The sequence below is a fragment of the Methylobacter sp. genome, from assembly GCF_004322395.1.
GTDB lineage: Bacteria > Pseudomonadota > Gammaproteobacteria > Methylococcales > Methylomonadaceae > Methylobacter_A.
Genome location: NZ_SCTW01000148.1, coordinates 1 through 25945, shown reverse-complemented (window position 1 = coordinate 25945; position 25945 = coordinate 1). Strand labels below are relative to the sequence as shown.

General features: G+C 50.9%; 16 protein-coding genes. 14 read left to right on the top strand and 2 right to left on the bottom strand.

The annotated features are described in order from the left end of the window. Positions 1–57 precede the first annotated feature (57 nt). The 4 genes from EPO18_RS19350 (at position 58) to EPO18_RS19335 (ending at position 11347) form a co-directional block, all read left to right on the top strand. On the top strand, positions 58–6273 hold the full coding sequence (locus EPO18_RS19350; protein ID WP_292436312.1) for a non-ribosomal peptide synthetase: 6216 nt from the start codon (positions 58–60) through the stop codon (positions 6271–6273). A gap of 19 nt (positions 6274–6292) precedes the next feature. Next, positions 6293–8704, top strand: a complete 2412-nt coding sequence (locus EPO18_RS19345; protein WP_292436311.1) for a TonB-dependent receptor domain-containing protein — start codon at positions 6293–6295, stop codon at positions 8702–8704. Positions 8705–8774: 70 nt separating this feature from the next. Next, positions 8775–10004 carry a PepSY-associated TM helix domain-containing protein gene (locus tag EPO18_RS19340; RefSeq protein WP_292436309.1) on the top strand — a complete coding sequence of 410 codons (1230 nt, stop codon included), beginning with the start codon at positions 8775–8777 and terminating at the stop codon, positions 10002–10004. 122 nt (positions 10005–10126) lie between these two features. After that, complete coding sequence (locus tag EPO18_RS19335; protein WP_292436307.1) at positions 10127–11347, top strand: sulfotransferase; 1221 nt, start codon at positions 10127–10129, stop codon at positions 11345–11347. Between the two features lie 81 nt (positions 11348–11428). On the opposite strand, the gene EPO18_RS19330 is transcribed toward EPO18_RS19335, so the two are convergent. Both EPO18_RS19330 and EPO18_RS19325 read right to left on the bottom strand, forming a co-directional pair. After that, positions 11429–11647 carry an MbtH family protein gene (locus tag EPO18_RS19330; protein ID WP_292436305.1) on the bottom strand — a complete coding sequence of 73 codons (219 nt, stop codon included), beginning with the start codon at positions 11645–11647 and terminating at the stop codon, positions 11429–11431. Positions 11648–11745: 98 nt separating this feature from the next. Then, positions 11746–12258: an RNA polymerase sigma factor gene (locus EPO18_RS19325; RefSeq protein ID WP_292436302.1), complete on the bottom strand. Its 513-nt coding sequence runs from the start codon at positions 12256–12258 to the stop codon at positions 11746–11748. 652 nt (positions 12259–12910) lie between these two features. Between EPO18_RS19325 and EPO18_RS19320 the strand changes: the two genes are divergently transcribed. The 10 genes from EPO18_RS19320 to EPO18_RS19275 form a co-directional block, all read left to right on the top strand. Further along, positions 12911–14557 carry a cyclic peptide export ABC transporter gene (locus EPO18_RS19320; protein ID WP_292436300.1) on the top strand — a complete coding sequence of 549 codons (1647 nt, stop codon included), beginning with the start codon at positions 12911–12913 and terminating at the stop codon, positions 14555–14557. A 318-nt stretch (positions 14558–14875) separates the two neighbouring features. Next, positions 14876–17269, top strand: coding sequence for a penicillin acylase family protein (locus EPO18_RS19315; RefSeq protein ID WP_292436298.1), 2394 nt, complete (start codon positions 14876–14878; stop codon positions 17267–17269). A gap of 233 nt (positions 17270–17502) precedes the next feature. Next, positions 17503–18480 carry a FecR family protein gene (locus tag EPO18_RS19310; RefSeq protein ID WP_292436296.1) on the top strand — a complete coding sequence of 326 codons (978 nt, stop codon included), beginning with the start codon at positions 17503–17505 and terminating at the stop codon, positions 18478–18480. Positions 18481–18560: 80 nt separating this feature from the next. Further along, on the top strand, positions 18561–19706 hold the full coding sequence (locus tag EPO18_RS19305; protein WP_292436294.1) for an efflux RND transporter periplasmic adaptor subunit: 1146 nt from the start codon (positions 18561–18563) through the stop codon (positions 19704–19706). Continuing rightward, on the top strand, positions 19703–20362 hold the full coding sequence (locus EPO18_RS19300; protein ID WP_292436290.1) for an ABC transporter ATP-binding protein: 660 nt from the start codon (positions 19703–19705) through the stop codon (positions 20360–20362). Before EPO18_RS19305 ends, EPO18_RS19300 begins: the two co-directional genes overlap by 4 nt. A 74-nt stretch (positions 20363–20436) precedes the next feature. Then, the gene (locus EPO18_RS19295; RefSeq protein WP_292436289.1) at positions 20437–20817 is read left to right on the top strand and encodes a GxxExxY protein; all 381 of its coding nucleotides are present in this window, start codon (positions 20437–20439) and stop codon (positions 20815–20817) included. A 40-nt stretch (positions 20818–20857) separates the two neighbouring features. Next, positions 20858–22063 carry an ABC transporter permease gene (locus tag EPO18_RS19290; protein ID WP_292436287.1) on the top strand — a complete coding sequence of 402 codons (1206 nt, stop codon included), beginning with the start codon at positions 20858–20860 and terminating at the stop codon, positions 22061–22063. A 3-nt stretch (positions 22064–22066) separates the two neighbouring features. Further along, the gene (locus EPO18_RS19285) at positions 22067–23266 is read left to right on the top strand and encodes an ABC transporter permease (protein ID WP_292436284.1); all 1200 of its coding nucleotides are present in this window, start codon (positions 22067–22069) and stop codon (positions 23264–23266) included. Positions 23267–23932: 666 nt separating this feature from the next. After that, the gene (locus tag EPO18_RS19280; protein ID WP_292436282.1) at positions 23933–25000 is read left to right on the top strand and encodes an OmpA family protein; all 1068 of its coding nucleotides are present in this window, start codon (positions 23933–23935) and stop codon (positions 24998–25000) included. A gap of 499 nt (positions 25001–25499) precedes the next feature. Next, positions 25500–25945: BON domain-containing protein (locus EPO18_RS19275; protein WP_292436281.1), on the top strand; the 446-nt coding region annotated here is incomplete at its 3' end.

Genomic DNA, 25945 nt, shown 5'->3' with positions numbered 1-25945 from the left:
GAGGCCGTCGACCTCGACCGGCTCAAAGCCCGGCTCAAGGAAACGCTGCCGGACTACATGGTGCCTTCCGCCTTGGTGCTGCTGGACAGCCTGCCGCTCAGCGCCAACGGCAAACTGGATCACAAGCGCTTGCCGCAACCGGATATGAGCGGGCTATCGGCGCAACACTACCAGGAACCGCAAACGCCGGTAGAACGGATTCTGGCCGATATTTGGCGCGAGCTGTTGTCGGTCAAGCGGGTCGGCCGGCACGACAACTTCTTCGAGCTGGGCGGCGATTCGATTTTGAGCATACAGGTCGTCAGCCGTGCCCGGCAGGCCGGTGTCGTGATTACCCCAAAACAGCTGTTTCAGAACCCAACCTTAAGCGCTTTGGCGGCGGCCGCCGGACAGATCCAACAGCTATCCGCCGAACAGGGAGTAGTGTCCGGCGACGTGCCGTTGACGCCGATCCAGCATTGGTTTTTCGAACAAAATCTGAATAACCCCCATCACTGGAATCAGGCGTTGTTCCTGAAGGTCAGCCCCGGTTTGAACCCGGACATTGTAGAGGCGGCCCTCAAACAACTGCTGAACCATCATGATGCGCTCAGAATGCGGTTCAGCCGTGGGGATAACGGATGGCAGCAAACCAATTTAGCTGAAGAGTCCCACCGTGTCTTAGAACGCATCGATTTATCCAGCGTCTCGGTGGATCAGCAAACCGAGCGCATACAGGCGGAAGCATCGATCAGGCAGGCAGCTCTGCATTTAACGACTGGGCCGCTGCTGCGCGCGGCTTGGTTTGACTTGGGCGTTGAGCGGGACAATCGGGTATTGATTGCGATTCATCATCTGGTGGTCGACGGCGTCTCTTGGCGGATTTTACTGGAAGATCTGAACAGCGTTTGTCTGCAACTCATGGTGGGGCAAACCTTATCCCTACCTGCCAAGACCACATCGTTCAAACATTGGGCTGAGCGGATGCAGCAACTGGCGAATACAAACAACTTAGCAGTCGATGTTGCGTACTGGCTGAACCCGAGCCGTAACACCGTGCCGACATTGCCGGTAGACGAAGCGGCCGGCGGCAACCGCATCGGCCTTGAAGATGAAATCGTCGTATCGCTGAGTGCTCAGGAAACCCGCGCTTTGTTACAAGAAGTGCCAGCCGCCTATCGAACCCGGATAGACGAAGTCCTGCTGACGGCGCTGGCCTTAACCTTGCGCGATTGGACCCAAGCGGCAACGCTGTTGATCGACGTCGAAGGCCACGGCCGGGAAGACCTCGCCGCCGACCTGGACGTATCGCGCACCGTGGGCTGGTTTTCCAACGTCTATCCGCTGCTGCTGAACCTGACGGACGGCTGTTCTCCGGGCGATGCATTGAAAGCGGCGAAGGAGCAACTAAGGGCTGTTCCGATGAAGGGCATCGCTTACGGCTGGCTGCGTTATCTCTCCGCCGATGAAACGCTGAAAGCGCAACTGGCGGCCCAGTCTCAGGCCCAAATTATCTTCAACTATCTGGGCCAATTCGACACCGTGGTAGCCGCTGGCGAACCGTTCGAGCCAAGCTCTGAACCGGCTGGTATTAGCTACGATCCGACCGGCAAGCGTAATTACGAACTGGACATCATCGGCAGCATCAGCGACGGTTGTCTGCGGGTGAGTTGGCGCTATAGTCGCGAGCGCTATCGCTATACCACGTTGGAAACACTGGCCGGGCGCTACCTGCAACAACTGAAGGACTTGATTGCCCATTGCACACAAGCGGATGCAGGTGGCTACACCCCGTCCGACTTTCCATTGCAAGCCCTGTCGCAAACCGAACTGGAGTCGATGGACTTAAAGCCTAGGCAGATTGAAGACATTTACCCGCTGGCGCCGTTGCAGCACGGCCTGATATTCCACAGCCTGTATGCGCCGGAATCCAGCGTCTACTGCATCCAATTGGCTTGCCGATTGCGCGGCGAACTGAATGTCGCCGCTTTCCAGCAGGCTTGGCAGCAACTGCTGGAACGACATCCGGTGTTGCGCACCCGGTTTTACTTCAAAGACCTTGAGCAACCGTTGCAAATTATCGACAAGCATGTCCAGCTGCCGATCAAAAAATACGACTGGCGCGGCATGTCGGCGGATCAACAGCAACAGAGTTGGCAACAGCTCCTTGGCGACGACCACGCCAAGGGCTTCGACTTTAGCCGCGCACCCTTGATGCGCCTGACCTTGGCGCAATGCTCCAACGATATGCATTATTTCTTATGGAGCTACCATCACGTATTGCTGGATGGCTGGAGTACGCCGTTGCTGATCAAGGACGTATTTACCGCCTATCAGGCCTTGCAACGAGGCGACATGCCATTCCTGCCGACGGTGAAACCCTATAGCGGCTACATCGCCTGGCTGCAACATCAGGATATGGCCGCAGCCGAAGCTTACTGGCAGGCGGCGTTGATCGGCTTCACGGAGCCGGTCGCACTCAGTACCGGCCAAGCGCCAAGCGGTTTTAGCAAACCTACAGGCAGCGGCAAACAAACCCTGCTACTGTTCGAAGCCGAGACCTCAACTCTGCAACACTTCGTCAAGCGCCAACAGCTGACCTTGAACACCCTGGCGCAGGCCGCTTGGGGGTTGCTGCTTAGCCGTTACAGCGGCAACGATGACGTCGTATTCGGCATCACCGTCTCCGGGCGTCCGGCGGAACTGATCGGTGTCGAAGAGATGGTCGGCCTGTTCATCAATAGTTTGCCGATGCGCATGCAGTTGCGGCCGGAATCCCGTGTGACCGACTGGCTGCAAGCCTTGTTTGATCAAAATCAGGACATGCGCCGCTACGAATATGCCTCGCTGGCGAAGATTCAAAGCTGGTCGGAGATTTCCCCAGGCCAAAATCTGTTCGATACCCTGCTGGTGTTCGAAAATTATCCTATCGATCAAGCCTTGACGGAGGTCGGTGGCCCGATAAGGATCGATGAAGTCGGCGGAATAGACCCCAACAACTATCCGCTTACCCTGTCCATCTTCCCCGGCAGTCGGTTGAGGCTGGAGATCAGCCATGACACAGACAGTTTCTCAGTCGAAACCGTCGATGCGATGCTGGCGCATCTGCGGCAACTGCTGATCGCGTTTGTCGAACGGCCCGAGTCGCGCTTGTGCGAATTGCCGGCGCTGACGCAGGAAGAGCAGCAACAAATCCTGCATGACTGGAATGCCACTGCCGTCGATTATCCAAAGGATCGCTGTATTCATCAGCTGTTTGAAGCGCAGGTGGAAAAAACGCCGGATGCGGTCGCACTGAGATTTGAAAAACAACAATTAAGCTATGACGAACTCAACGCCAAAGCCAATCAACTGGCGCATTACTTGTGTTCCAGGGGCGTCGGGCCGGAGGTGCTGGTCGGCATCTGCCTGGAACGTTCGCTGGAGATGGTGATCGGCCTGCTGGGCATACTCAAGGCAGGCGGCGCTTACGTGCCGCTCGATCCGGGCTACCCGCAAGACCGGCTGGACTTTATGCTGCACGATGTCAGCGCATCGATTGTACTAACTCAAGAAACTTGCCGGGAAAAAATAGCGGCTTCTACGGCGACTTTGTTGTGCCTGGATAGCGAATGGGACAAAGTGGCAAGCGCCGATGACGCCAATCCCGATATTCCGCTTAGGCCGGAAAATCTGGCCTATTGCATCTACACCTCCGGTTCAACCGGACAACCGAAAGGCGCCGGCGTTCCGCATCAAGGCATACTGAACCGGCTGCAATGGATGCAGCAGCAATACGGACTGGATCGAACGGATAGGATATTGCAAAAGACCCCGTACAGTTTCGATGTGTCGGTTTGGGAATTTTTCTGGCCGTTGATGACCGGCGCCCGGTTGGTGGTTGCCGAGCCGGATCAACACAAAGACAGTCCGGCTCTGGTCGATATTATCCGCCGCGAAGGCATCACTACTATCCATTTCGTGCCGTCCATGTTGCACGCCTTCATCGAGACGCCGGGCGTGGAAAATTGTACGTCATTAAAACGCGTCATTTGCAGCGGCGAAGCGCTATCGGCTGATCTGGTCACGCGTTTCCAGCAAAAACTTCCGGCCGAACTGCACAATCTGTATGGCCCTACCGAAGCCTCGGTCGACGTGAGCTATTGGACCTGTTTGCCGAGCTGCATCGAAACGGCGATTCCGATAGGCCGGCCGATAGCCAACATCGGTCTGTACATTCTCGACCGGCATTTGAATCCGGTACCGGTCGGTACGCCGGGTGAGCTGCACATTGCCGGCATCGGTCTAGGCCGCTGCTACTTGAATCGTCCGGATTTGACGGCGGACAAGTTCATTCCCAATCCATTTGGGCCAGCTGGCGACCGGCTGTACAAAACCGGCGATCTGGTGCGTTACCGCTTCGACGGCAATATCGACTATTTGGGCCGTATCGACCACCAAGTCAAAATCCGGGGGTTCCGCATCGAACTGGGCGAAATCGAAGCGCAATTGCTGGCGCATCCAGGCGTTAAGGAAGCCGTGGTGCTGGCACGGGAAGATCAGCCTAACGACAAGCGCTTGGTGGCTTATCTGGTGGAAAACCAAACCGGAACGATACCAATAGACAACCTGAGGACCCGGCTAAAAGACGCTCTGCCGGACTACATGGTGCCCAGCGCCTTCGTGGTGCTGGACGAAATGCCGCTCAGCGCCAACGGCAAGCTGGACAGGAAATGCTTGCCGGTTCCTGGCATCAGCGAACAACGCGGTAAACACTACGTCGCCCCAGGCACCCAGACCGAAACAATCCTGTCCGAAATCTGGCAAGAGGTCTTGGGCGTGGAGCAAGTCGGCGCCGAAGATAATTTCTTTGACTTGGGCGGGCATTCGCTATTGGCGACGCAGTTGTTCTTCCTTGTGCAAAAACGGTTAGCGGCTAAGGTCGCGTTCAATGCGTTTTTGACCGATCCGACGGTAGCCGCCCAAGCTCGTTTGATCGACGGGGGAGCCGGGCAAACAATAGATTTCGATGCTGAAGCCGTATTGGATCCCGCTATCGTGCCGTTAGCGGCGGATGCAATCGATATCGAAGCGGCTCGAACGATATTTTTGACCGGCGCTACCGGCTTTCTGGGCGTATTTTTATTGGCCGATCTGCTGGAGCATAGCCAAGCGGACATTTATTGCCTGGTCAGGGCGCGCGACGAACGGCAAGCCTTGCTTCGCCTGCAACAGCAAATCGGTCTGTATGAATTGACCGAGCGCGTCGATTTTAGCCGGATCATTGCCGTGTGCGGCGACTTGGCCGAGCCGAACTTTGGACTGTCCGAGAGCCGCTACCGGGAAATTGCCGAGCGAGGCGAGGCGATTTACCACAACGGGGCGCTGGTGAATTTTGTTCAGCCTTACCAGACCTTGAAAGCCGCCAACGTATCGGGAACCGAAGAAGTGTTGCGCTTGGCCTGTCGCGGCAGGGCCAAGGCCATTCATTACGTGTCTACAGTATCTGTGTTTAGCGAAGCGCCGCGCCACGCAACCGGCCATAAGGAAATCGACGAACCCGAACAGCGTGGGAATTTGCCGAACGGCTACGCACAAAGTAAATGGGTTGCGGAAAAGTTGATGGTTGCGGCCAGGGGCAGAGGCTTTCAAGTCAGCATTTACAGGCTGGCAATCGTGGCTGGAGACAGCCGAAGCGGGGCGTGGAATACCGGCGATTTTTGGTGCCGCCTGATTAAAGGTTGCCTGCAAATGGGTTATGCGCCATGTGAGCGTATTCGCATGGACATGGCGCCGGTCGATTATATGAGCCGGTCGATAGTGGCGTTGTCCCAGCGAGCCGATGCCGTCGGCGGCATTTTTCATTTGAATCACCCCGAGCCGCCTTACTCCGATGACTGGCTGGATTTCTTTGCAAGCCTGGGCTACCGGTTGCAACGCATTCCATATCGCGATTGGCTGGAAAAAGTGTTGGAGTTTGGCCGTTCTAACCCTGACGACTTTGCGTTAGCGTCGCTGCTGCCGATGTTTGCCGAGCAAATCCATGATGGAAATACGCAATTGCCGGAGGATGAAACGCCTCAATACGACAGCCTGGCGACTCATAAAGCGTTGTCGGCATTAAACGTGGAATGTGCGTTGTTGGATCGGGACATCATGGCTCGTTATCAAGGCTACTTTGTCAGAAGCGGTTTTGTAGCTGATCCTGATGGTGAAGGATTGGACGGGCTGAAAATTATTTTTGATTGTACTGGGGAGAATGTCGGGGGAAATCGTCTTCCAGCAGGAAACATTGAAAAGTGTTTGTTTTTATAATGCTAAAACTGGTGGAATCATGAGGAAAAAAGTTAACAAACTAGGGACTTCGCCAAAAGGCGGTTTTGATTCGAAGCGGGCAATCAAAAACTGTTTAGTAGGCGGTGTTTTTGTGGGGATGCTAGTTCAAGTCATGCCGGCGCTGTCGGCCGATAAAGACAAAAAAATTCATTTTAATATTCCGGCCAACGATTTGGCTACAGCGTTGTTTGCTTATTCCGAAACGACAGGCATTCAACTGAGTTACCCGCAGAAAATGGTATCCGGTATTAAGTCGCCGTCGGTTTCAGGCGACTACACACCGGAGCAGGCATTACAGAAGTTATTAGCCGGTTCCAATATCGCTCATCAATACGTGGATGACGATGCGGTAATGTTAACCGAGGTGCCGAAACAGAGTAATACCGGCGGCACGATTACGTTAAATCCTATGACCATCGAGAGCACTGCTTCGAGCGAAAGCCCCAGTCTGACCACGCCTTCCATTGCCGAATCGAAGGCTAAGCTGAATCGCGTTCCCGGCGGGACAACGGTGATTGATGGGGAGCGTATAAAGGAGGGCGCGGTGTTGACAGTAAGGGATGCGCTTACTAATGCGCCCGGTGTATATGTGGGCGAAGCCACTGCAGGGGCTGCCGGTCCTTCGCGTATTTCCATTCGCGGTTCAGACGTCAATTCGACTGTTGGCGGCCCCTTGCGTGGATTAAAAATACTCCGTAACGGCATGCCTTTTACTCGTGCAAATGGTGCTTTCGACACTCAAACGATCAACCTTTATGCAATCGATCATATCGATGTCTATCGTGGAGCTAGTGCACTCGAATATGGCGGCAGTAATTTGGGCGGCGCGCTCAATTTCATCACCCCGACAGGTTACACTGCTGATCCTTTAAAAATTGGGATGACTTGGGGTACCAATGGTCATGTCAATCCTACGGTCAGTGCTGCTAGAGTTTTCGACAATGGTTTCGATGTCTACGGAGCGTTTTCTTACCTCGATACCAATACGACCCGGGAAAACAACGAGCAGGAACAGTTTCAGGGGCACGGCAATATCGGCTACCGCTGGAACGAGGATCAGGAAACCCGGCTGTATTTCGATGTACAAGAGAATGATTTCTTAGCGGCAACTGCATTAACTAAACAACAAATTGACACAAATCCCCGGCAAAATCAGAACAGCTTTTCCTTGGGAAATGGCATCAAGGTTTACCGGAGCGATTTGAAACATTCAGTGAAACTGGATAATGGGGATCGTTTTGATGTTGGTGCTTATTATTTCAACACTCAGTTTAAATTTGACTTCACAGGCGGTACTAATCGCGATCTATGGGAGGATACCGGGTTTAATTGGCGGCACGAAATCAATGGCAAACTGTTTGACCTGCAAAACCGGGTAGTTTGGGGCGGATTTACGCAATGGATGTTTAGCAACGATACCAACTATGCTACGGTTAACCGCCACCGTGGCCCGTTATTGAATGCGGAACATGATCGATGGGTCAATGTGGAAGGTTATTTGGAGGATCAACTTAGCCTGACCGACACGTTTACCTTGGTTGGCGGAGTCCAACTGAATTATCGTAATGTCAACTATGTACGCTATGAGGGTTACGTTGCCAGTGCTGCCAGGCCCAGCAATGAAGCTGATAAGGATTTCTTTAATGCCAACCCCAAACTGGGCTTTACTTGGCAAGCCACCAAGGAAGCGCAGATTTACGGCAACTTGAGCCGCAGTTCAGAGCCGCCTCCTTTAAGTGATCTAGCTAATATATTCGTTACTCCAGCCCTAGACAGCCAAACAGCCAGCACTGTAGAAATCGGGACGCGGGGTCAAAGCGATTGGTTGAAATGGGATTTGGCATTTTATCAAGCTTGGTTAAATAATGAATATCTCATTATTCCCTTGCCGCCATTCGGTAGTGGGAACTTCACGGCTACCAATGCCAATAGCACCACTTTGCATAGTGGCATTGAATTAGGGCTTGAAACGACTGTGCCTTTGAATGTCGTTTCTTCCGGCGATCAAATCCGCTTCAGCGGAAATTACACCTGGAACAATTTTCATTTGGACAACGATCAGACCTTAGGCGATAACCGGCTTCCCGCCATACCGGAACATAATGCTCGCTTCGAGGCAGTCTATCAGCATCCCAGCGGTTTCTATATTGGGCCGAACGTACAGGCAGTCAGTTCCAACTGGGTGGATTTTGCTAATACCTTAGCCGCCAAACCCTATGCGCTATTAGGTGCAAGGGTTGGCTGGGATGACAAAAAACATTGGAAAGTATTTGTGGATGGTCGCAACCTCACCAACGAGCATTACGCTTCTGCAGTCGCAGTTATGGGCAACGCCAATGGTTTGGATGCGGCGCAATTCAACCCAGGCGCTACCCGTCAGGTATTTGGCGGTTTCGAATATCGGTATTAAACAGGCGTAGGTGTCGGGTTGCATGCGGTTAGCAACCCGGCATTGACTGCCCAATTCAATAAGATGAACGATGAAATCCGATGTGAATCATGCCGATTCGGCAACCGAACAACAAGCACCAAACCTGCGACTATCTCGCCTAAAAACCCGCCGTAAACGCTGGCTGGATGTGCATCTATGGCTGGGATTGAGCTTGGGTTTTTTGCTTTCTATCTACGGCATCACCGGCAGCATTCTGGTATTTTATCCGGAAATTGATGAATGGTTGAACAGTGAAATGTTAATCGTAAAGCCACCGGCAGATTCGGCGGCTTATCAGCCGTTGGCGTCTATTTTTGAAGCCGGTCGAAAAGCTATGCCGGCGCAAGCCAAGCATACCTTCGCCACTTATCCGCGTAACGATAACGCAGCTTTCACGCTGCGTTATTCGGTGGCTGAGACGGGCGGCATCAACGAAAACTGGCTGGTTGCCGTCGATCCCTATACGGCGCAAGTGCTTGGCAAGCGCCTGCTGAGCAGCTCGGATAGCATTATTCCGAAAACCTTTACCGGTTTCATTTTTGTGCTGCATTACGCGCTGCTGATTAAGTCGGATGAGGTTAGCGCTGTTGTGGTGGGGCTATCCGGCGTTCTGTTGATTATCTCGGTGTTGACAGGCCTGATTGTTTGGTGGCCGTTGACAGGGCGTTGGCGGCAGGCTTTGATCTTCAAACCCAAGTCAGGTAGCGTCCGCTTCAATTACGATCTGCACAAGGTCTCCGGGTTTTACACCACGTTGGTGATGCTGCCGGTGCTGTTTTCCGGTATTTACATGGTGCTGCCGCACCAAGTGGTGCCGGTGCTGGAACTGTTCTCGCCAGTGACTTACCGCTATTGGTTCCATTCCACACCGCCAACCGGCAATACCCAAGCCATCGGTATGGATCAGGCGGTCGCCATCGCCAAGCAACGTTATTCGACCGGTCGTCCGCATTTTATTTACGGAGCTCCCGCAGCCACCCAAACTTATACGGTATGTCTGGATGGCGTCGATGCGCCCGGTAGCCTGTTGCAACGGCGCTGCGTGGTGATGGATCGCTATAGTGGCAAAATACTGGACGTAGACGATCCGATCGTTGGTACGGCAGGGGAAGTGTTCACTCATTGGCAATGGCCGCTGCATTCCGGGCAAGCTTTCGGCATGACAGGGCGTATCTCGGTATTTATCACCGGTTTAGCCTGCCCGGTTTTATTTGTCACCGGCCTGATCCGCTGGCGGCAAAAAAGACGTGCTAAGACTCATTCTAAGGCAATAGGTTAAATAATTTATACGATTAGATTGGCTCCAGATAAGGCCGTCAACTGAGAAACCAAACACTAAAACCTGGCTAGGGACAAGCATTTACTCAATAGCTGGAAACTCGCACAAAAGGATATCTAATAATGGCAAATACAAATAATCGTCATCCGGAACTGATTAAACAACCGATTTTTATCTTATCTTGTGTTCGTTCAGGTTCGACAATGCTGCGTTGTATTGTCGATACGCATCCTAATCTATGCAGTCCGGGGCATTTGAACTTAGGTCCGTTATGCGCCGATTTATATACGACGACTTATTATTCGTTGGGAAAATTGCCGGATATGGAAACGGAGGAACAAAGAGAGCAACTGGCAATCAAAGAAACCCGGCGTGTAGTAACAGATTTACTGGATCGCTATGCACAAGGGAAAGGCAAAACCAATTGGTGCGAAAAATCGACCATCAATATCGATTATCTGGAGATATTGGCAAAAGTTTTTCCGCAGGCCAGCTATATCTGTTTATACCGCAATTGCCTGGATGTCGCTTATTCGAGCATTAAATTCAGTCCATTAGGCTATATGCCTGAATTGGCGGGTTATGTCCAGAAACGCCCGACAAATCTTGTCGCCGCGATGATTGATAATTGGTTGGATAAGACCGGCAAACTGATCGCATTCGAGCAGACTCATGCCGGCCAGTGCATCAGGGTTAACTATGAGTCTTTGGTCAGGCAACCGGAACAGGTCTTGGCAAAATTGTTTGATTTTCTGGGCGAACCTTGGGATGAGAACTTAATCGACCGGATTTTTCAAGTGCCTCACGATCAAGGGGACGGCGATGTGAAAGTCTGGTTTTCCGAAAAAATCAGCAAAGATTCTATCGGTAACGGGACAGCGATTCCATTGACGGCGATTCCGAATGAACTGATGGCTGAGATTGACACGTTTAACCGGCAGCTAGGCTATCCAACGATAGAATCTCAATATGCCGAGCAACAAGGCGATGACGAACAGACGCTTCCGGATATGGGTTTAAATGATTTTTTCCAAAACCGTTTTTTACGGAATGCCGCCGCAAGAATGGATAAATTCAGCCAATTACAGGGTGTCTGTAAACTCGTGATAACCGGGTTGAAAGGCGGGGTTTGGACAATTGAGAGCCACAGTGGCGATTTAACATTAAGAGAAGATGATAAGCTCAGCGATTGCACAATCGCTACAACCTATAAAGTTTTTCATGAGCTGGTTGAAGGCAGGAAAACCGCCGTCAATGCTTATGAGCAGGGCGAAATAACCGGCGATGGCAATGTGGTTATGGCCTTGGAATTTGGCAGGTTATTGTTTGGGGGAGAGTTTTAACCATTCAACATCGTTATGCCGGAGTCGTAGGTTTGAATCTTTGAAAGACGGGATGCAAATCCCGTCTCTCTCTATTCCGGGTTATTGCGGCGCCGTTTGTTGCATATGCAGCTGTAGGCTCAGCGGACGCATATCGGTCCAAACTTCTTTGATGTAATCCAAGCATTCCTGCTTGTTGCCGATTTTATCGACTGCTCGCCAGCCGCCCGGTATTTCTTTGTATTCAGGCCAAATTGAATATTGCTCTTCGTGATTGACCACAACCTGATAAATGGTAGTGTCTTCGTCGTCCCAAGCCATTGTTTTTCTCCGTTGATAGGTAACTGTTATAAATGACCATGCCGTTCGTTGCGATGGGCTGGTTTCCGTAGAGAAGACGATATAAACGTTAAAGTACCTCAGTGGTCATGTTGATCCAGCAAATGGGTTTTGAATTGCTTGCGGCAGTGCAGCAGGGCCTTGGCCATATGTTTTTCAACGGCGCTATCGGAGATGCCGAGTTCTTTGGCGGTTTCGGCATAGGTCATGCCGTACACCCTGTTCATGATAAATATCTCTTGAGTGCGCAAAGGCAATTCGTCCAGTATCCGCTTGATCGAGGCCAATCTTTCATCGATGGATACAAGTTTCTCGGCAGAGGGGAATTCGCTTGGAGGAAGAAGGGATCGGTCTTTGGTTTGTTGGTAATTTTCCGCTACTTTCCGATGCTTGATATGATCGTAAGCAAGGTTTTTGGCGACCCTGAATAGAAAACCGCGCGGATGATCGATAGTTTGTTTTTGCGCTTCGCGGAAAAAAATAACGAAGCTTTCTTGAGCAAGGTCGGCGGCAATATCCGGGCAGTTGACTATCCGGGTCAAATGAAACTGCAATTCGGATTGATGATTTAAATAAATAGCTTCTATGTTCAAGTTCAAATCCCTCTTTGTTGTTATGAATGTTTATCTTGCCGTTACGCCGACGGTCGCGTGAGAACGTAGAACAAGCCAAGTCTGCACGGCAAGTTGAGTTGCTGAAGTATGCTGTCGTCCCAGTAATAGCCATAAAAAAAGCAATGAATGTGCCAAATTTGCGGTTATGTGATTTCAATAAGTTAGCTACAAATACCATGAGTTGATTTGAAAAAAGACGGCATATGACGTGTTTTGAATGTGTTATATAACGCAGTTTTTTAAATGCATGGCGTAGGTATTGGTCTACACAAGGGGTGAAATAGATGAGGATTTTTTGTCTATTTTCTGTGCTCTAAAAAGGGTTGCATAGCTTGCTATGCGCTCTTTTTAAGCCGCAATAACTCGTTGTAGATGGGTGAAATTTGGTCAGCAACGAGCGCGGAGCGTGGGAACGATAAGCGGAAGTTATTTTTGGCGAAATCCTATGGGTATTTGGCAAATGTTATTGCGCTGGTGTTCGGCAATATTTTTTTAGTAAGCGGATGAGGTTAAAACGGGCTTAAGGCGTCCTATTGTTAGGCCTGCTTTGGCTTTGCAGCCTGATCGGCGGCATAGAGTTTGTTCTAGCACATTGAACAATGATATACGCGAGCTTAAAGGAAAATATTCTATGTTAGTTTTTTTGTACCGCTCTTCCTGGCTAACGATTGTCGGCGTATTGTTTACCGGCATTATCAGCGGTTTAAGCAGTGCGGCTTTGCTAGCGCTGATTAATTCGACGTTGTCGAATGCTTTGGATGCCAAGCTTTTGCCGTGGCTGTTTGGCGGATTGGCTATTACGGTATTGTTCAGCGGTTTTCTATCGCATTATCTGCTTAATCGGCTCAGCGCTAAAATCGTTTGCGATCTTCGCATCCAAATCAGCCGCTTGATTCTTGCTGCGCCTTACCCTTATCTGCAAAAACTCGGTAAGCCCGCGTTATTGGCTAACCTGACCGAGGACATCACGGCGATAGCCAATGCCAGTCAATTGTTGCCGGTGGTTTGCATTAATTTTGCGGTTGTGGCGGGCAGTATGGCCTATCTGAGTTGGCTGTCCTGGCAGTTGGCCCTGGTTTTGGGCGGAGTGATCGTATTCGGCGTTTTGAGTTCCAGTTTATTCAGGGAGTGGCCGAAAAAAGCCGTGTCCAAGGCGCGGGAGGAATACGATGTACTCAGCAGCGATTTTCGGGCTTTAACGGAAGGGATTCGTGAGTTGAAGTTACACCGGCAACGTAGCGATGCGTTTATGGCGCAGTCGCTGGCGGCCAGCGCCGAAAACTATAGCCTATATTCGTTTAAGGGAGCGGTGGCTTTTCTATGGGTAAACCAGTGGGCGCAGCTTTTGTATTACTTGGTTATGGGTGTGATCCTCTATGCTTTCCCGGTTTGGCAGGTTATCGATCGGGAGGTGATCGGCGGTTATGCGCTGGTATTTTTGTTTATGATGTCGCCGTTGACCATACTCACTACCAGTTTGCCGGTTTTCAGCCGTTCCAAGGTGGCTTTGCAAAAAGTCCGGCAACTCGGCGACCGGCTCAAAAGACAGACGGCACAGGCCGATAGGCCTGATAAACCCGAGCCTTGCGCGAGCTTTTCCGGACTGTCTCTGCAAGGCGTGACACACAGTTTCCATCGGGAAAAGGAAAACCGCAATTTCACTCTGGGGCCTATCGATCTGGATTTTAAGCCGGGGGAACTGGCGTTTTTAATCGGCGGCAATGGTAGCGGCAAGACTACGTTGGCGATGTTGTTGATCGGACTTTACATGCCGGAGCAGGGGCTTATTCGTTGGAACGGCGAGGTTGTCGATGAGCGTAACCGGGATGACTACTTGCAAAACTTTTCGGTGATTTTTTCGGATTTTTATTTGTTTGATGAGCTGTATGGGGTCGGTAGCGAGAACAATCATGGGCTCATCGACGATTACTTGCAACGCCTGCATTTACACCATAAAGTGCGGGTTGAGAACGGGCGGTTTTCCTCGGTAGATTTGTCGCAAGGCCAGCGCAAACGTTTGGCGCTATTGGTTGCTTATTTGGAAGACCGGCCTTTTTATGTTTTCGACGAGTGGGCGGCAGACCAGGATCCTGAATTCAAGCATTTGTTTTATACGGAACTGCTGCCTGCCTTGAAGGTCCAAGGCAAAACGGTATTGGTGATTAGTCATGATGACCGTTATTTCTATTTGGCGGATCGCTGCATCAAGCTGGAAGAAGGGCGGATTGTAGCTATGGACAAACCGATAGCGATAGGTAACGAAGTGACTTCGCATTAATCACAGGTAAATTAACAAGAGTTCGATTAAAAAACTTAAAAAATTCACCACGAAGGCACGAAGAACTGGAAGCTTTATTTTTCCTCGTTCCCACACGTTGCGTCACTGCCATTAAGTTAAGAAAGACAGGTAACAAACAAATGTTAATCGAGTAGGGCGCGCCGTGCGCGCCAAAGGGATGGCAAATTTTTCAAAGTACCGGGAAAGGCATGCACGGCGCGCCCTACAGCGTTTAACTTTGTTTTCTTCGTGAACTTCGTGCTTTCGTGGTGATAATCTTTTGAGGTTTTTAACCGCATTTCATAATATTAAATGGCAATGGCGAATATTCGAAAAACTATCTTATATACCGGTTTTGGGCTGGCGATTATGGCAGCGATAGCCATCGGCGGCGGTTTCTGGGTTTTGCATAAGGCCATGCCGCAACTTGACGGTACGGTAAAGCTGGACCGGCTAACTGCGGAGGTTCGCGTACGTATCGATGCGCACGGCATTCCTGCCATCGACGCCGCTAACCGTGCCGATGCGGTTCGGGCCTTGGGCTATGTCACCGCCCGCGACCGCCTGTTTCAGATGGACCTGATGCGGCGTAAAAGCGCCGGGCGCTTGGCGGAAATCTTTGGCGGCATGGCGCTGGACAGCGACATCAAAGCCCGAACCTATGGGTTTCATCGCGAAGCAAAAGCGATACTGGCAAAGCTGCCGCCAAACCACCAGCATTATTTGCAAAGCTATGCCGACGGCGTCAACAGCTATATGGCCGAATCCGGTAAGCTGTCTTTCGAGTTTAAGGTGTTGGCTTATCAACCGGAGCCTTGGACTCCGGAGGACAGTCTATTGGTGGTATTAGGCATGTGCGAGACCTTGACTGCCGGAGAGGAGCGCGGCGAGCGGATGCTGAGCGTAATGGAAAAAACTTTGCCGGATGCCGCGATGCGTTTTCTGACGCCGGATACCGATACTTACACTGAACAATTGCAAAAGCAGGCCGAATCGTTGCGCCCGGCGCAATCGATTCCTGTCGAAGCTTTGACAACTGCATTAGCTCACCCGCCGACGGATAAAACAGCGTTGGCACAGACGGTACAGCAGTCCGATTTAATGGCCGGCTCCAATGCCTGGGCGGTCAGCGGCAAGCTTACCAGGGACGGACGGGCCATTCTGGCTAACGACATGCATTTGGGTATATCGGTGCCCAATACTTGGTATCGCATCGAGCTGAATTACGGCGATGTACATGCCGCAGGCCTGACCTTGCCCGGTACGCCGTTGTTAATTGCCGGCAGCAACCGGCATATTGCCTGGGGAGCAACCAATCTTACCGGCGATTTCCTGGATTTGGTCCGGCTTGACATCAATCCCGCCAATCCCGATCAATACCGGGTCGGCGATCAATGGCAGCGTTTCGACGAATATCCCGAAACCATCGTAGTAAAAGGCAGCGAAGCCAAGCAGATTGTGGTCAAGCAGACGCGCTGGGGACCGGTAGCCAACCAGCCGTTGCTGGATCAGCCGGTGGCGATTCATTGGGCTGCGCTGGATGCCGACGCGATCAACCTCAATTTGTTCGATTTGGAGCAAAGCGAAAATTTGGAACAGGCGGTAAAAATCGTCAACAGCAGCGGCGGCCCGCAATTGAATGTGTTGCTGGCTGATGATAAAGGCAGCATCGCCTGGACATTGATGGGCAAAATCCCCAAGCGTTTCGGCAATGACGGTTTGGTTAGTCGGTCTTGGGCGGACAGCAACGTGGGCTGGAAAGGTTATGTCGAACCCGAAAGTTTACCGCGCGTCATCAATCCGCCCGAGGGGATTTTAGTGTCAGCCAACGACCGCCGTTTCGGCAAGAATTATCCGTATGTGATCGGCCACCAGTTCGGCAACGGTTACCGCGCCTATAGGATTACCCGGCAACTTAAACAAATGCCGCAGATTAGTGAATGGGCCATGTTCAATTTGCAACTCGATACCGAAAGCGAGTTTTATGTGTTCTACCAGCAATTGGCCTTGAACAGCCTGACCGCCGAAGCGATTGCGAAGCAGCCGGATTTGGCCGAGGTGCGCGACTATCTGCTGGCTTGGGACGGCCGGGCCGATGTCGGTAGCTTGGGTTTCGCGTTGCTGGTCGAGTTCCGTAAGCAATTGGTCGAATCGGTATTTGCGCCGTTTTTATCGGCCAGTCGGCAGGCCGATAAAAATTTCAGCTTTGCCTGGACTTATATCGATACACCGTTACAAGCGCTGCTGAATGAAAAACCCTCGCAATTACTGCCAGATGCGGCGAATTATCGAAACTGGGACGACTTTATTTTGGGACAGTTGAAACGCAGCATACATCAGGTGCAAGACCAGCATCCGGGGGTGGCGTTAATGGAATTGAACTGGGGTAGGCAAAACAAAGTCAAGCATTCGCATCCCTTTTCCAAGGCATTGCCGGTACTGAGCGATTTACTGGATATGCCGGGCGAAGCATTGCCGGGCTGCGCTTTTTGCGTTCGCGCGGCCGGTCCTAATTTTGGAGCCAGCGAGCGGCTGGTGGTCGCGCCGGACCATTTTGAAGACGCCATACTGCATATGCCCGGAGGTCAATCGGGTCACCCGTTGTCGCCTTATTACCGGGACCAGCAGAATTATTGGCTAAAGGGCTTGCCGATGGCATTGACGGCAGGGAAGTCTGAACATACGCTGCTGTTGCAGTCGTATGGTAAGTAAGGCTAGAAAAATAAAACACGGATGCCAACAGTAGGCGCCTACTGTTGGCATCCGTGTTCCGTTATAAAACCAGCATCTGCTGAGTAGTTACGATACGAAATATAATTAGCAATGGGTTTTAGGTAGAATGAATATTATGAAACGCTACTATTTCGCGATTTCGATGGCTAACTTCCGTGGATTGCTTTGCCGGTCTACGGAGAGTTTTCTATGTATAACCTGAGTAGTTACCTATGAAACAGGAAAACGAAAACAACAGTTCGGAATTCGGGCTTAATAACGATCTTGACGAGCAAGCGGTGACTTGGTTCATACGGTTACAGGCCGACAATGTCTCCAGTGAGGAAAAAACGTCATTTCTCCGATGGCTGAATCAGGACGATACGCATCGCGACACCTTTAATGAAGTCAGCAAGCTGTGGGGCGATGCCGACCTGCTGCAAGCGCTTGGCGATACCGCCCAAAAACACCGCATAGCGCCGCGTAAAAGAATCACAGCCACTCATTTCAAGTTGCCGCTGGCGATGGCCGCCTGTCTAGCCTTAGGCTTGCTGTTTAGCAACGAGCTGAGAATCTTGATGCAAGGTGATTATTCGACCAAGATAGGCGAACGCAAAACCGTCTATTTCGATGACGGTTCTACCGCAATGCTGAATACCGACAGTTCTATCGCAGTCAGCATGGATGGCCCGCTACGCAACGTCGAACTGTTGAAAGGCGAGGTTTACTTCGAGGTCAAACCCGACCCCAATCGTCCGTTCATTGTCCAAGCCAATCATTCGACGACGCGCGTGCTGGGAACCCGGTTTTTCGTGCATGAAAAAAGCGCCGGCGATGAGGTCAAAGTAGTGTCCGGCCGGGTTGAAGTGAGCGATCGGCATACCTTGAAGCAGTCGTCGATTTTGCATGATCGCGAATTCGTATCGGTCGACGCCGCAGGGCTAGGCGAGACCCTGCTACTGAATTCGGCATTGGCCACCTCTTGGGTGAACGGTTTTCTGGTGTTTGAGAATGCTTCTTTGGAAAGTGTCATCAGCCAGATTCGCCGCTATAGAACCGGTTTGGTGGTTTATAAGGACGATGCTTTGCGTACACTCAAAATCAATGGCCGCATCAATTTGCGTGAGTCGGACGACATGTTGAAAGTTCTGGGAAAAAATCTCTCGGTAAAAATGACCTACCTGACCGATTGGCTGGTGATTGTCGGGTAATGTTGTTTTTAAGTTGACCGTTGGCCTACTGTTGGGCTTAATAGGCGCTTCAAAGTAAACGAATTTTGGCTACTCGACTTATGATTTCACCGGGCAAAAAAACACTCATTATCATCATCGGCATTGCGCTGATTATTACCGTTTATTTTTTTACTAAACAGCCGAAATTTGTTGATGTTGAAATAATCACTCTTGAACGAGGCGAGGTGAGAGCGACGGTATCCAATACTCGCGTCGGTACGGTTAAAGCCTGTCGTCGCGCCTATCTTGCGCCGGCAGCAGGCGGGCAGGTTGCCGAGTTGCATGTTAAGGAAGGTGATCGTGTTAAACAAAATCAGCTGTTGATGGAGGTTTGGAATAAAGACCTGAAAGCGCAGGTCAAATTGCAGGATGCTCAAACCAGGGCTAACCGGGCGTCGGCCGAACAAGCCTGTCAGCTTGGCGCAGGCGCTGAACGCGAGGCAGATCGTGCGCTACGCTTGCAAAAATTCAATCATATTATTTCCGAAGAACAGGTCGATATTAAAGCAACAGGCGCACGCGCCAAGCGGGCGTCATGCAATGCCGCGCTTGAGGCTGTCGCGGTTAGCCAAGCCAACAGCGATGCTGCTCAAGCCGCTGTTGAGCGTACCTTGGTTGTTGCGCCTTTTGACGGTACGGTGGCTGAAATCAATGCCGAACTGGGGGAATTTATAACACCGTCCCCGCCCGGCATTCCGACCTTGCCCGCTATCGATTTGCTCGATGTCAGCTGTTTGTATGTGTCCGCGCCGATTGATGAAGTCGATGCGCCGCAGATTAAAACCGGCATGAGCGCCTGTGTATCGCTGGATGCCTTCCCGGAAAAACGCTGTTCCGGCACGGTAAGCCGCATTGCTCCGTATGTGCTGGAAAAAGAAAAGCAGGCGCGCACTGTCGAAGTTGAAGTTAAATTAACCGATCCGACAGATCTTAAAGGCTTGCTGCCCGGCTACAGTGCCGATATTGAAGTCTTGTTAGCCAGCAAACCTCAAGCGCTCCGAGTGCCTGCCGAGGCGGTATTGGAAAATAACCGGGTTTTGGTGATGCGGGAGGACGGCTTGCTGGAAGAGCGCAGCTTTACGCCGGGCCTGGTCAATTGGAACACCGTGGAAGTGCTGTCAGGCTTGAATGCCGGCGATAAAGTAGTGTTGTCGGTAGGCCGGGAGGGCGTGGTTGCAGGTGCTTATGCCCGCGTACAAAAATGATACGGCTGGAACATATCCACCGCTATTTTCAGGTAGGCGAGCAGACCGTTCATGCTTTGAATGACATCAGCCTCACCATTGAAAAAGGCGAATATGTATCGGTGATGGGACCGTCGGGTTCCGGCAAATCGACGTTATTAAATGTCATAGCCCTGCTTGATCAGCCGAGTTCAGGACGGTATTTATTAAACAACCAGCCGGTTACGCAGCTTAGCGATGACGAGCTTGCCAAAGTCCGCCGAGAAAATATCGGTTTTGTGTTTCAGTTTTTTCACCTAATTCCGCGTTTGTCGGCGGCTGAAAATATAGAAATGCCGATGACACTGGCCGGCGTAGCGGCTAAGGAGCGCAAACAGCGGGTGCAGGAAGCGCTGGCATCGGTCAGCCTGCAAGACCGGGCCGATCACAGGCCGGATCAGCTTTCCGGCGGACAACTACAGCGCGTCGCCATTGCCAGGGCCATGATCATGCGCCCGGAAATTTTATTGGCGGACGAGCCAACCGGTAATCTCGACAGCAAATCCGGCAAGGAAATCATCGAATTGCTGGAAGGTCTTAACCGGCAGGGAGTAACGTTGATGATTATTACTCATGACCAGAATTTGGGTGACAGGGCGCGGCGGAAAATTCGCATAGTCGATGGGCAGATAGGGTGATGGGCAAGCAATAGAACAATCACTACGACATAATTTTATTCATTGTCCACGAAAAGCACGAAAGGCACGAAAAAATGGATAAGCAAATGTGGTACAGAGAAGAATGTTATCAGATACAAGGCGCCGTGTTTGACGTGTATCGGGAAATGGGTTGCGGTTTTCTTGAGGCTGTCTATCAAGAATGTCTGGGAAAGGAATTATTAAAACGCAAGATTCCCTTTGTCGCGCAACAAGAGTTGAAGCTTTTCTACAAGGGTGAGGCGTTGCGGCAAACTTATATCCCCGATTTTATTTGCCATGATTCTATTATTGTTGAAATTAAAGCGCTTTCTACCATAACAAGAACGCATAAGGCGCAGGTACTGAATTACCTGAAAGCGACAGAAATGCGCCTGGGTCTGCTAGTCAACTTCGGTTGTTACCCGAAAGCAACAGTCGAGCGGATTGTATTATGAAGATTTTTCGTGTTTTTCGTGCTTTTCGTGGATAATAATTATGCTCATTAAAGACACATTAACCCAATCCTTAGCCGCAATTAGCACTCAGCGTTTGCGTGCGGGTTTGATTATTTTGGCAATGAGCATCGGCATAGCTTCGGTTTCGGTGCTGACGGCCTTGGGCGATAGCGCACGCCGTTACGTGGTTAATGAGTTTGAAGCCTTGGGCACAAACTTGGTTATCGTGTTGCCGGGACGCACCGAAACCACCGGCGGACAGCCGCCGCTATTTGGCGAAACGCCCAGAGATTTAACGCTCGATGATGCCGAAGCCTTATTTCGTAGTCATCATATCGCTGCCATCGCGCCTTTGACCATCGGTTCCGCGCCGGTTTCTTCGCTGGGTTTGGAGCGCGAGACCAATATCGTAGGTTCCACACATGCGTTAAGACGGGTACGCCGTTTGACGGTAGCGCAAGGCAGTTTCCTGCCTCAAACAGAAATCGATAAAACCCTGTCGGTTTGCGTGATCGGTCAAACCATACGCAAAGAACTGTTTGCCAATCAACCCGCACTGGGGCAATGGTTACGAATAAATGACCGGCGCTTCCGGGTGGTCGGCGTGCTGGCGTCGGAAGGGCAATCAGTCGGGATTGATTTTGATGAAATCGTGATTATTCCTGTGGCCTCCGCGCAGGCTTTGTTCGATATCCACTCATTATTCAGGGTGCTGGTTGAAACTAAATCCAAGCCGGACATGTACAAGGCGGTCGATGAAATTAGGGAAATCATCAAGGCTCGTCATGAAGGCGAAGACGACGTCACGCTGATCACCCAAGACAGCGTGGTCAGCACCTTCGATAAAATATTGACCGCATTGACCCTGACCGTAGCCGGCATTGCCGGAATCAGTCTGGCGGTGGCCGGTATTTTAGTGATGAATGTAATGCTGGTCAGCGTCACGCAACGTACTTCCGAAATCGGTTTGTTGAAAGCATTAGGTGCGACCAAGCGGCAGCTCTTATGGCTGTTTTTGTCCGAAGCGACAATGTTGTCGCTGGCTGGAGCCGTGCTGGGTGTGATGCTGGGGTATGTAATTTTAAGCGTTTTGCAGGCCTTGTACCCGGATTTCCCAATAGCACTGCCGGGCTGGGCATTATTTGCAGCCTTGGCTGTGTCGTTATTTACCGGTCTGCTGTTCGGCGTATTGCCGGCTAGAAAAGCGGCTAATCTTGACCCTGTCGCCGCATTGGCAAAACGGTAAAATATGCATTACGCCGATCTCATCTCATTGTCATACCGGACGGTTATCAGCCATAAATTGCGTTCGTCGCTGACCGCATTAGGGCTGATTATCGGTATCGCGGCGGTAATCATATTAACCTCGATAGGTCGTGGCATTCATACTTTTGTGCTGGCGGAATTCACCCAGTTCGGCACCAACCTGATCGGCGTTCATCCCGGTAAAATTACCACTTTCGGCGTGTCGGGCGCATCGATAAGCACGGTCAGGCCGCTGGTCATAGCCGATGCGATTAGCTTAAGCAAACTCGAAAACATCATTGCCGTATCTCCGATGATACAAGGCAATGCGCGTGCTGAGGCTGGGGAGAAACAGCGGCGCACCAACGTGCTGGGGGTCGGTTCAGCCTTGCCGGTAATCTGGAAAATCAAGGTTATTAGCGGGCGATTTTTACCGAAAGGAGAGGAGAGCAACCCGCGCGCCTTTGCGGTGCTGGGTGATAAATTGGCGACAGAACTGTTCGGTACGGCCAGTCCGCTAGGTCAGCGTATCAGAATCGGCAGCGACCGCTTTCGGGTCATCGGAGTTATGGAAAAAAAAGGCCAGATGCTCGGCTTCGACATGGACGACACTATTTATATCCCGTCTGTCAAAGCTATGGAGCTTTTTAATAGGGAAAGCCTGATGGAAATCGACCTGCTCTATAAAAGCAATACGGCGATAGCGAATGTTCAAAATACTATCAAACGAACCTTAATTGCCCGGCACGGTAGGGAAGACTTTACCATCATTACACAAAATCAGATGCTGAAAAGCATGGATTCTATTTTAAATATCCTGACCCTTGCGGTTGCGGCGCTGGGGGGTATTTCCTTGCTGGTCGGTTCGGTCGGCATACTGACCATTATGACTATCGCCGTTTCCGAAAGAATTTCCGAAATCGGCCTGCTACGAGCGGTAGGTGCGGAACGTAAAACCATTTTTCAGCTGTTTCTGTGCGAAGCCTTAGCGCTAAGCGCCGCAGGCGGGCTTTGCGGCGTGTTGTTAGGCATAATCATAGTTTGGATTCTTGATGCCGCGCTGCCCGCTTTACCGGTGGAACTGGCCTGGGCCTATATCATTGCGGCTTTTATAGTCTCATTGCTGATCGGTATTGCCGCCGGAGTAACACCGGCAATGAAAGCCGCCCGGCTGGAACCGCTGGAAGCTTTGCGCACCGAATAATTCGGCTGCGTTTTTCTGCTCCATATTTCCTATATTTTTATCTGATAAAACAAAAAGCTGACGAATGGTGTCGGATATGTCTGTGTAGCCTGCTTTAGCTTAGCCAATTTATAAATTCGAAAGTATTTTGCCACTGTAAAGACGCTATGTGCGGTAGCGTACAGACCAACTGTTAGTGTTGCAGTTAAGCTACTTTTGAGATTTTTTAGCAACACTGATTGTTTTAATAAGGTGTTCCTAATGACTAACTCATGAAAACCCGCAAAAGCTGGCAAGGCAACTGATAAGGAATGTTTAAGTTGAATTACTAATAGCAATGATGGAAACCGCTACGGTAGATGCAAAAACTAAAGTACATACAAATGCGAACATGCAGCTACTGAAAAATACAAGAGTTGGAGGGAAACAGCGGCAATGTGGATGAAGACTAAAGAGACAATAGCTAATGTCTGGGATGACCTTAAAACAGAGTAGCTGGTTTCTAGCGGAAACGTTCTTCCTTGGAATATTTCCTCTTCAGCACTTTCGCGTATCCGGCTAGTGTCAGTTATTTACAAACACTAGCCACAGTTTCAAAAAATTAAGCGAGTTAAGAATGTTCCTGGGATTTATCGAAACAATGATGCGTTTTGTAATCCCTTTTTTAACACATTTAAGGAAAATATCATGCTGAAAAAGAATTTGCTCACTATAGCCTCATTAACAATCGTTGGTTTCCTGCCGCTGGCACAGGCCGCCGATCAATCCTATAAAATTTGGTCTCATGAAGACCGTCAGTATCCTGATAACCGCTGGTACATTGCGCCTTTCGGTACATTTGTAAAATCCGGCGGTGACCGGAGTGCAAAAGACGGCTGGGGTGGCGGTATGGGTATCGGCAAGATGCTCGATAAACACTTCAACGTTGAGCTGAAAGGATTCTATGAAGAGTTCGGAGGCGACAACGGTCCCTGGAGCCTGACTGGCGGCACCGCTGATTTACTGTATTTTATTTCTAGGGATAGATTTTCGCCTTATGCCGTCATCGGGGCCGGCGCCATGAACAGTTGCGCTTCCGCTAATTGCGGCGTAGGCGTAATTGGCGAAGCAGGTGCTGGTTTTACCTATGAGGTTCACGAAAACTTCTTGCTCCGCAGTGACGTGCGCTATCGTTACAACAATAATCTTAACGCTCAAGTCCAGCCTGGTACAGACGAATTTCACGATATGGTGGTTAACGTTGGTTTTGTGATTCCGTTCGGCGACAAACCGAAACGTGTGGCAAGGACCGAGATACCCATGGCAGCTCCCAGTACTGCCGTTCTTGATTCGGATGGTGACGGTGTTCCCGACTCCATGGATAAATGTCCCGGCACTATGAAAGGCACCAAGGTAGACTTTAGCGGATGTCCGGTCAGACTTGTGCTCAGAGGTCAACACTTCCAACGTAATTCTGCAGAGTTGACGTTGAATGCCAGAAACATACTTGATGATGTCGCGCAAAGTCTTATTTCTAGTCCTGAGAAAAACGATATTGAAGTCCAGGGTCACGCCAGCAGCGAAGGCAAGGATGCCTATAACATGAAATTATCGCAACGGCGTGCGCAATCGGTTGCTAATTACCTTAAAAAGAAAGGCGTAACCAACAGACTGACTGCCAGAGGCTACGGCGAAACTCAACCTATTGCGAATAACAATACAGAAGCGGGCAGGGCTCAAAATCGTCGTGTCGAATTGATCTGGATAGAGGACTAATGAACCTGAAAAGAGCAGTTGAGCCACGGATGAACACGGATTTACACGAGTGAACAATGGGTTACATGAGTTCTTTGCGGCACCCGTTGGGTGGACCGCTAGTCTTGCATCACTCAATGTATTATCGGCGTTTATCTGTGTAAATCTGTGGCTAACTGATTTTTCCAGGATGAAGTTTTAAATTCGAAAGGCCGGAAGTTTCTGAGCATTCTTAAAAAACCCGCTTAAAAGCGGGTTTTTTATCGATTAGCCGGCGTATTGAACATTGAAGCGGCTTTGTTTCCCTAAATAGTATTCTCTAAAAAATCGATCAGTCGCATCATCACCTTAACTCTCTATGTGCGTTACCGTACAGATCATACAGGACCCCGCCGCTAAACTTGACTCGGGTTTTTCGATTGTTGCGTCTGATCCACACAGAGGCCGGGGCACTTCCTAACCGGAGCATCGCTCGTCGGTTGACGCATTTTAGCAAACACAACCATGTAAGGAGCATCCGATGAAAACAACCCCTCAGGACCCGAAAAACAGTTTAGCCGGTAACGTTGTTGCGCTTACTTGTCTATGTGCCGTGCTCGGCCTGGTCGGCTGCGAGAAAGAAGGCTCCGCGGAAAAAGCCGGCAAAGTCGAGCGTACGACCGAAAGTACCGCACCGAGAACCAATAGATCGGCCGACCGGCCCGCGCAAAAAATGGAAGGCGCACAACAACAAATGCCAAGCACAGCACAGCCGGCAACCCCACCAAGCGAAAGCGTCGGCGAATACATCGATGACGCGGCGATTACCACCAAAGTCAAGGCGGCCCTGCTAAACGACCCGATGCTCAGCGCCTCCCGCATCGAAGTGACCACCGACAAAGGCGTCGTCAAGTTGAGCGGCACCGTCGATTCCGAGCCAGGCATCAACCGGGCTCTGGAACTAGCCGGCGCTCAGTCAGGCGTCAA

Excerpts from the sequence above, each read along its gene's own strand:
- EPO18_RS19295 (WP_292436289.1), top strand. The coding sequence starts at position 20,437 with ATGGATAAGCAAATGTGGTACAGAGAAGAATGTTATCAGATACAAGGC.
- EPO18_RS19345 (WP_292436311.1), top strand. The coding sequence starts at position 6,293 with ATGAGGAAAAAAGTTAACAAACTAGGGACTTCGCCAAAAGGCGGTTTT.
- EPO18_RS19350 (WP_292436312.1), top strand. The coding sequence starts at position 58 with ATGGTGCCTTCCGCCTTGGTGCTGCTGGACAGCCTGCCGCTCAGCGCC.
- EPO18_RS19280 (WP_292436282.1), top strand. The coding sequence starts at position 23,933 with ATGCTGAAAAAGAATTTGCTCACTATAGCCTCATTAACAATCGTTGGT.
- EPO18_RS19300 (WP_292436290.1), top strand. The coding sequence starts at position 19,703 with ATGATACGGCTGGAACATATCCACCGCTATTTTCAGGTAGGCGAGCAG.
- EPO18_RS19320 (WP_292436300.1), top strand. The coding sequence starts at position 12,911 with ATGTTAGTTTTTTTGTACCGCTCTTCCTGGCTAACGATTGTCGGCGTA.
- EPO18_RS19315 (WP_292436298.1), top strand. The coding sequence starts at position 14,876 with ATGGCGAATATTCGAAAAACTATCTTATATACCGGTTTTGGGCTGGCG.
- EPO18_RS19310 (WP_292436296.1), top strand. The coding sequence starts at position 17,503 with ATGAAACAGGAAAACGAAAACAACAGTTCGGAATTCGGGCTTAATAAC.
- EPO18_RS19290 (WP_292436287.1), top strand. The coding sequence starts at position 20,858 with ATGCTCATTAAAGACACATTAACCCAATCCTTAGCCGCAATTAGCACT.
- EPO18_RS19340 (WP_292436309.1), top strand. The coding sequence starts at position 8,775 with ATGAAATCCGATGTGAATCATGCCGATTCGGCAACCGAACAACAAGCA.
- EPO18_RS19285 (WP_292436284.1), top strand. The coding sequence starts at position 22,067 with ATGCATTACGCCGATCTCATCTCATTGTCATACCGGACGGTTATCAGC.
- EPO18_RS19330 (WP_292436305.1), bottom strand. The coding sequence starts at position 11,647 with ATGGCTTGGGACGACGAAGACACTACCATTTATCAGGTTGTGGTCAAT.
- EPO18_RS19305 (WP_292436294.1), top strand. The coding sequence starts at position 18,561 with ATGATTTCACCGGGCAAAAAAACACTCATTATCATCATCGGCATTGCG.
- EPO18_RS19335 (WP_292436307.1), top strand. The coding sequence starts at position 10,127 with ATGGCAAATACAAATAATCGTCATCCGGAACTGATTAAACAACCGATT.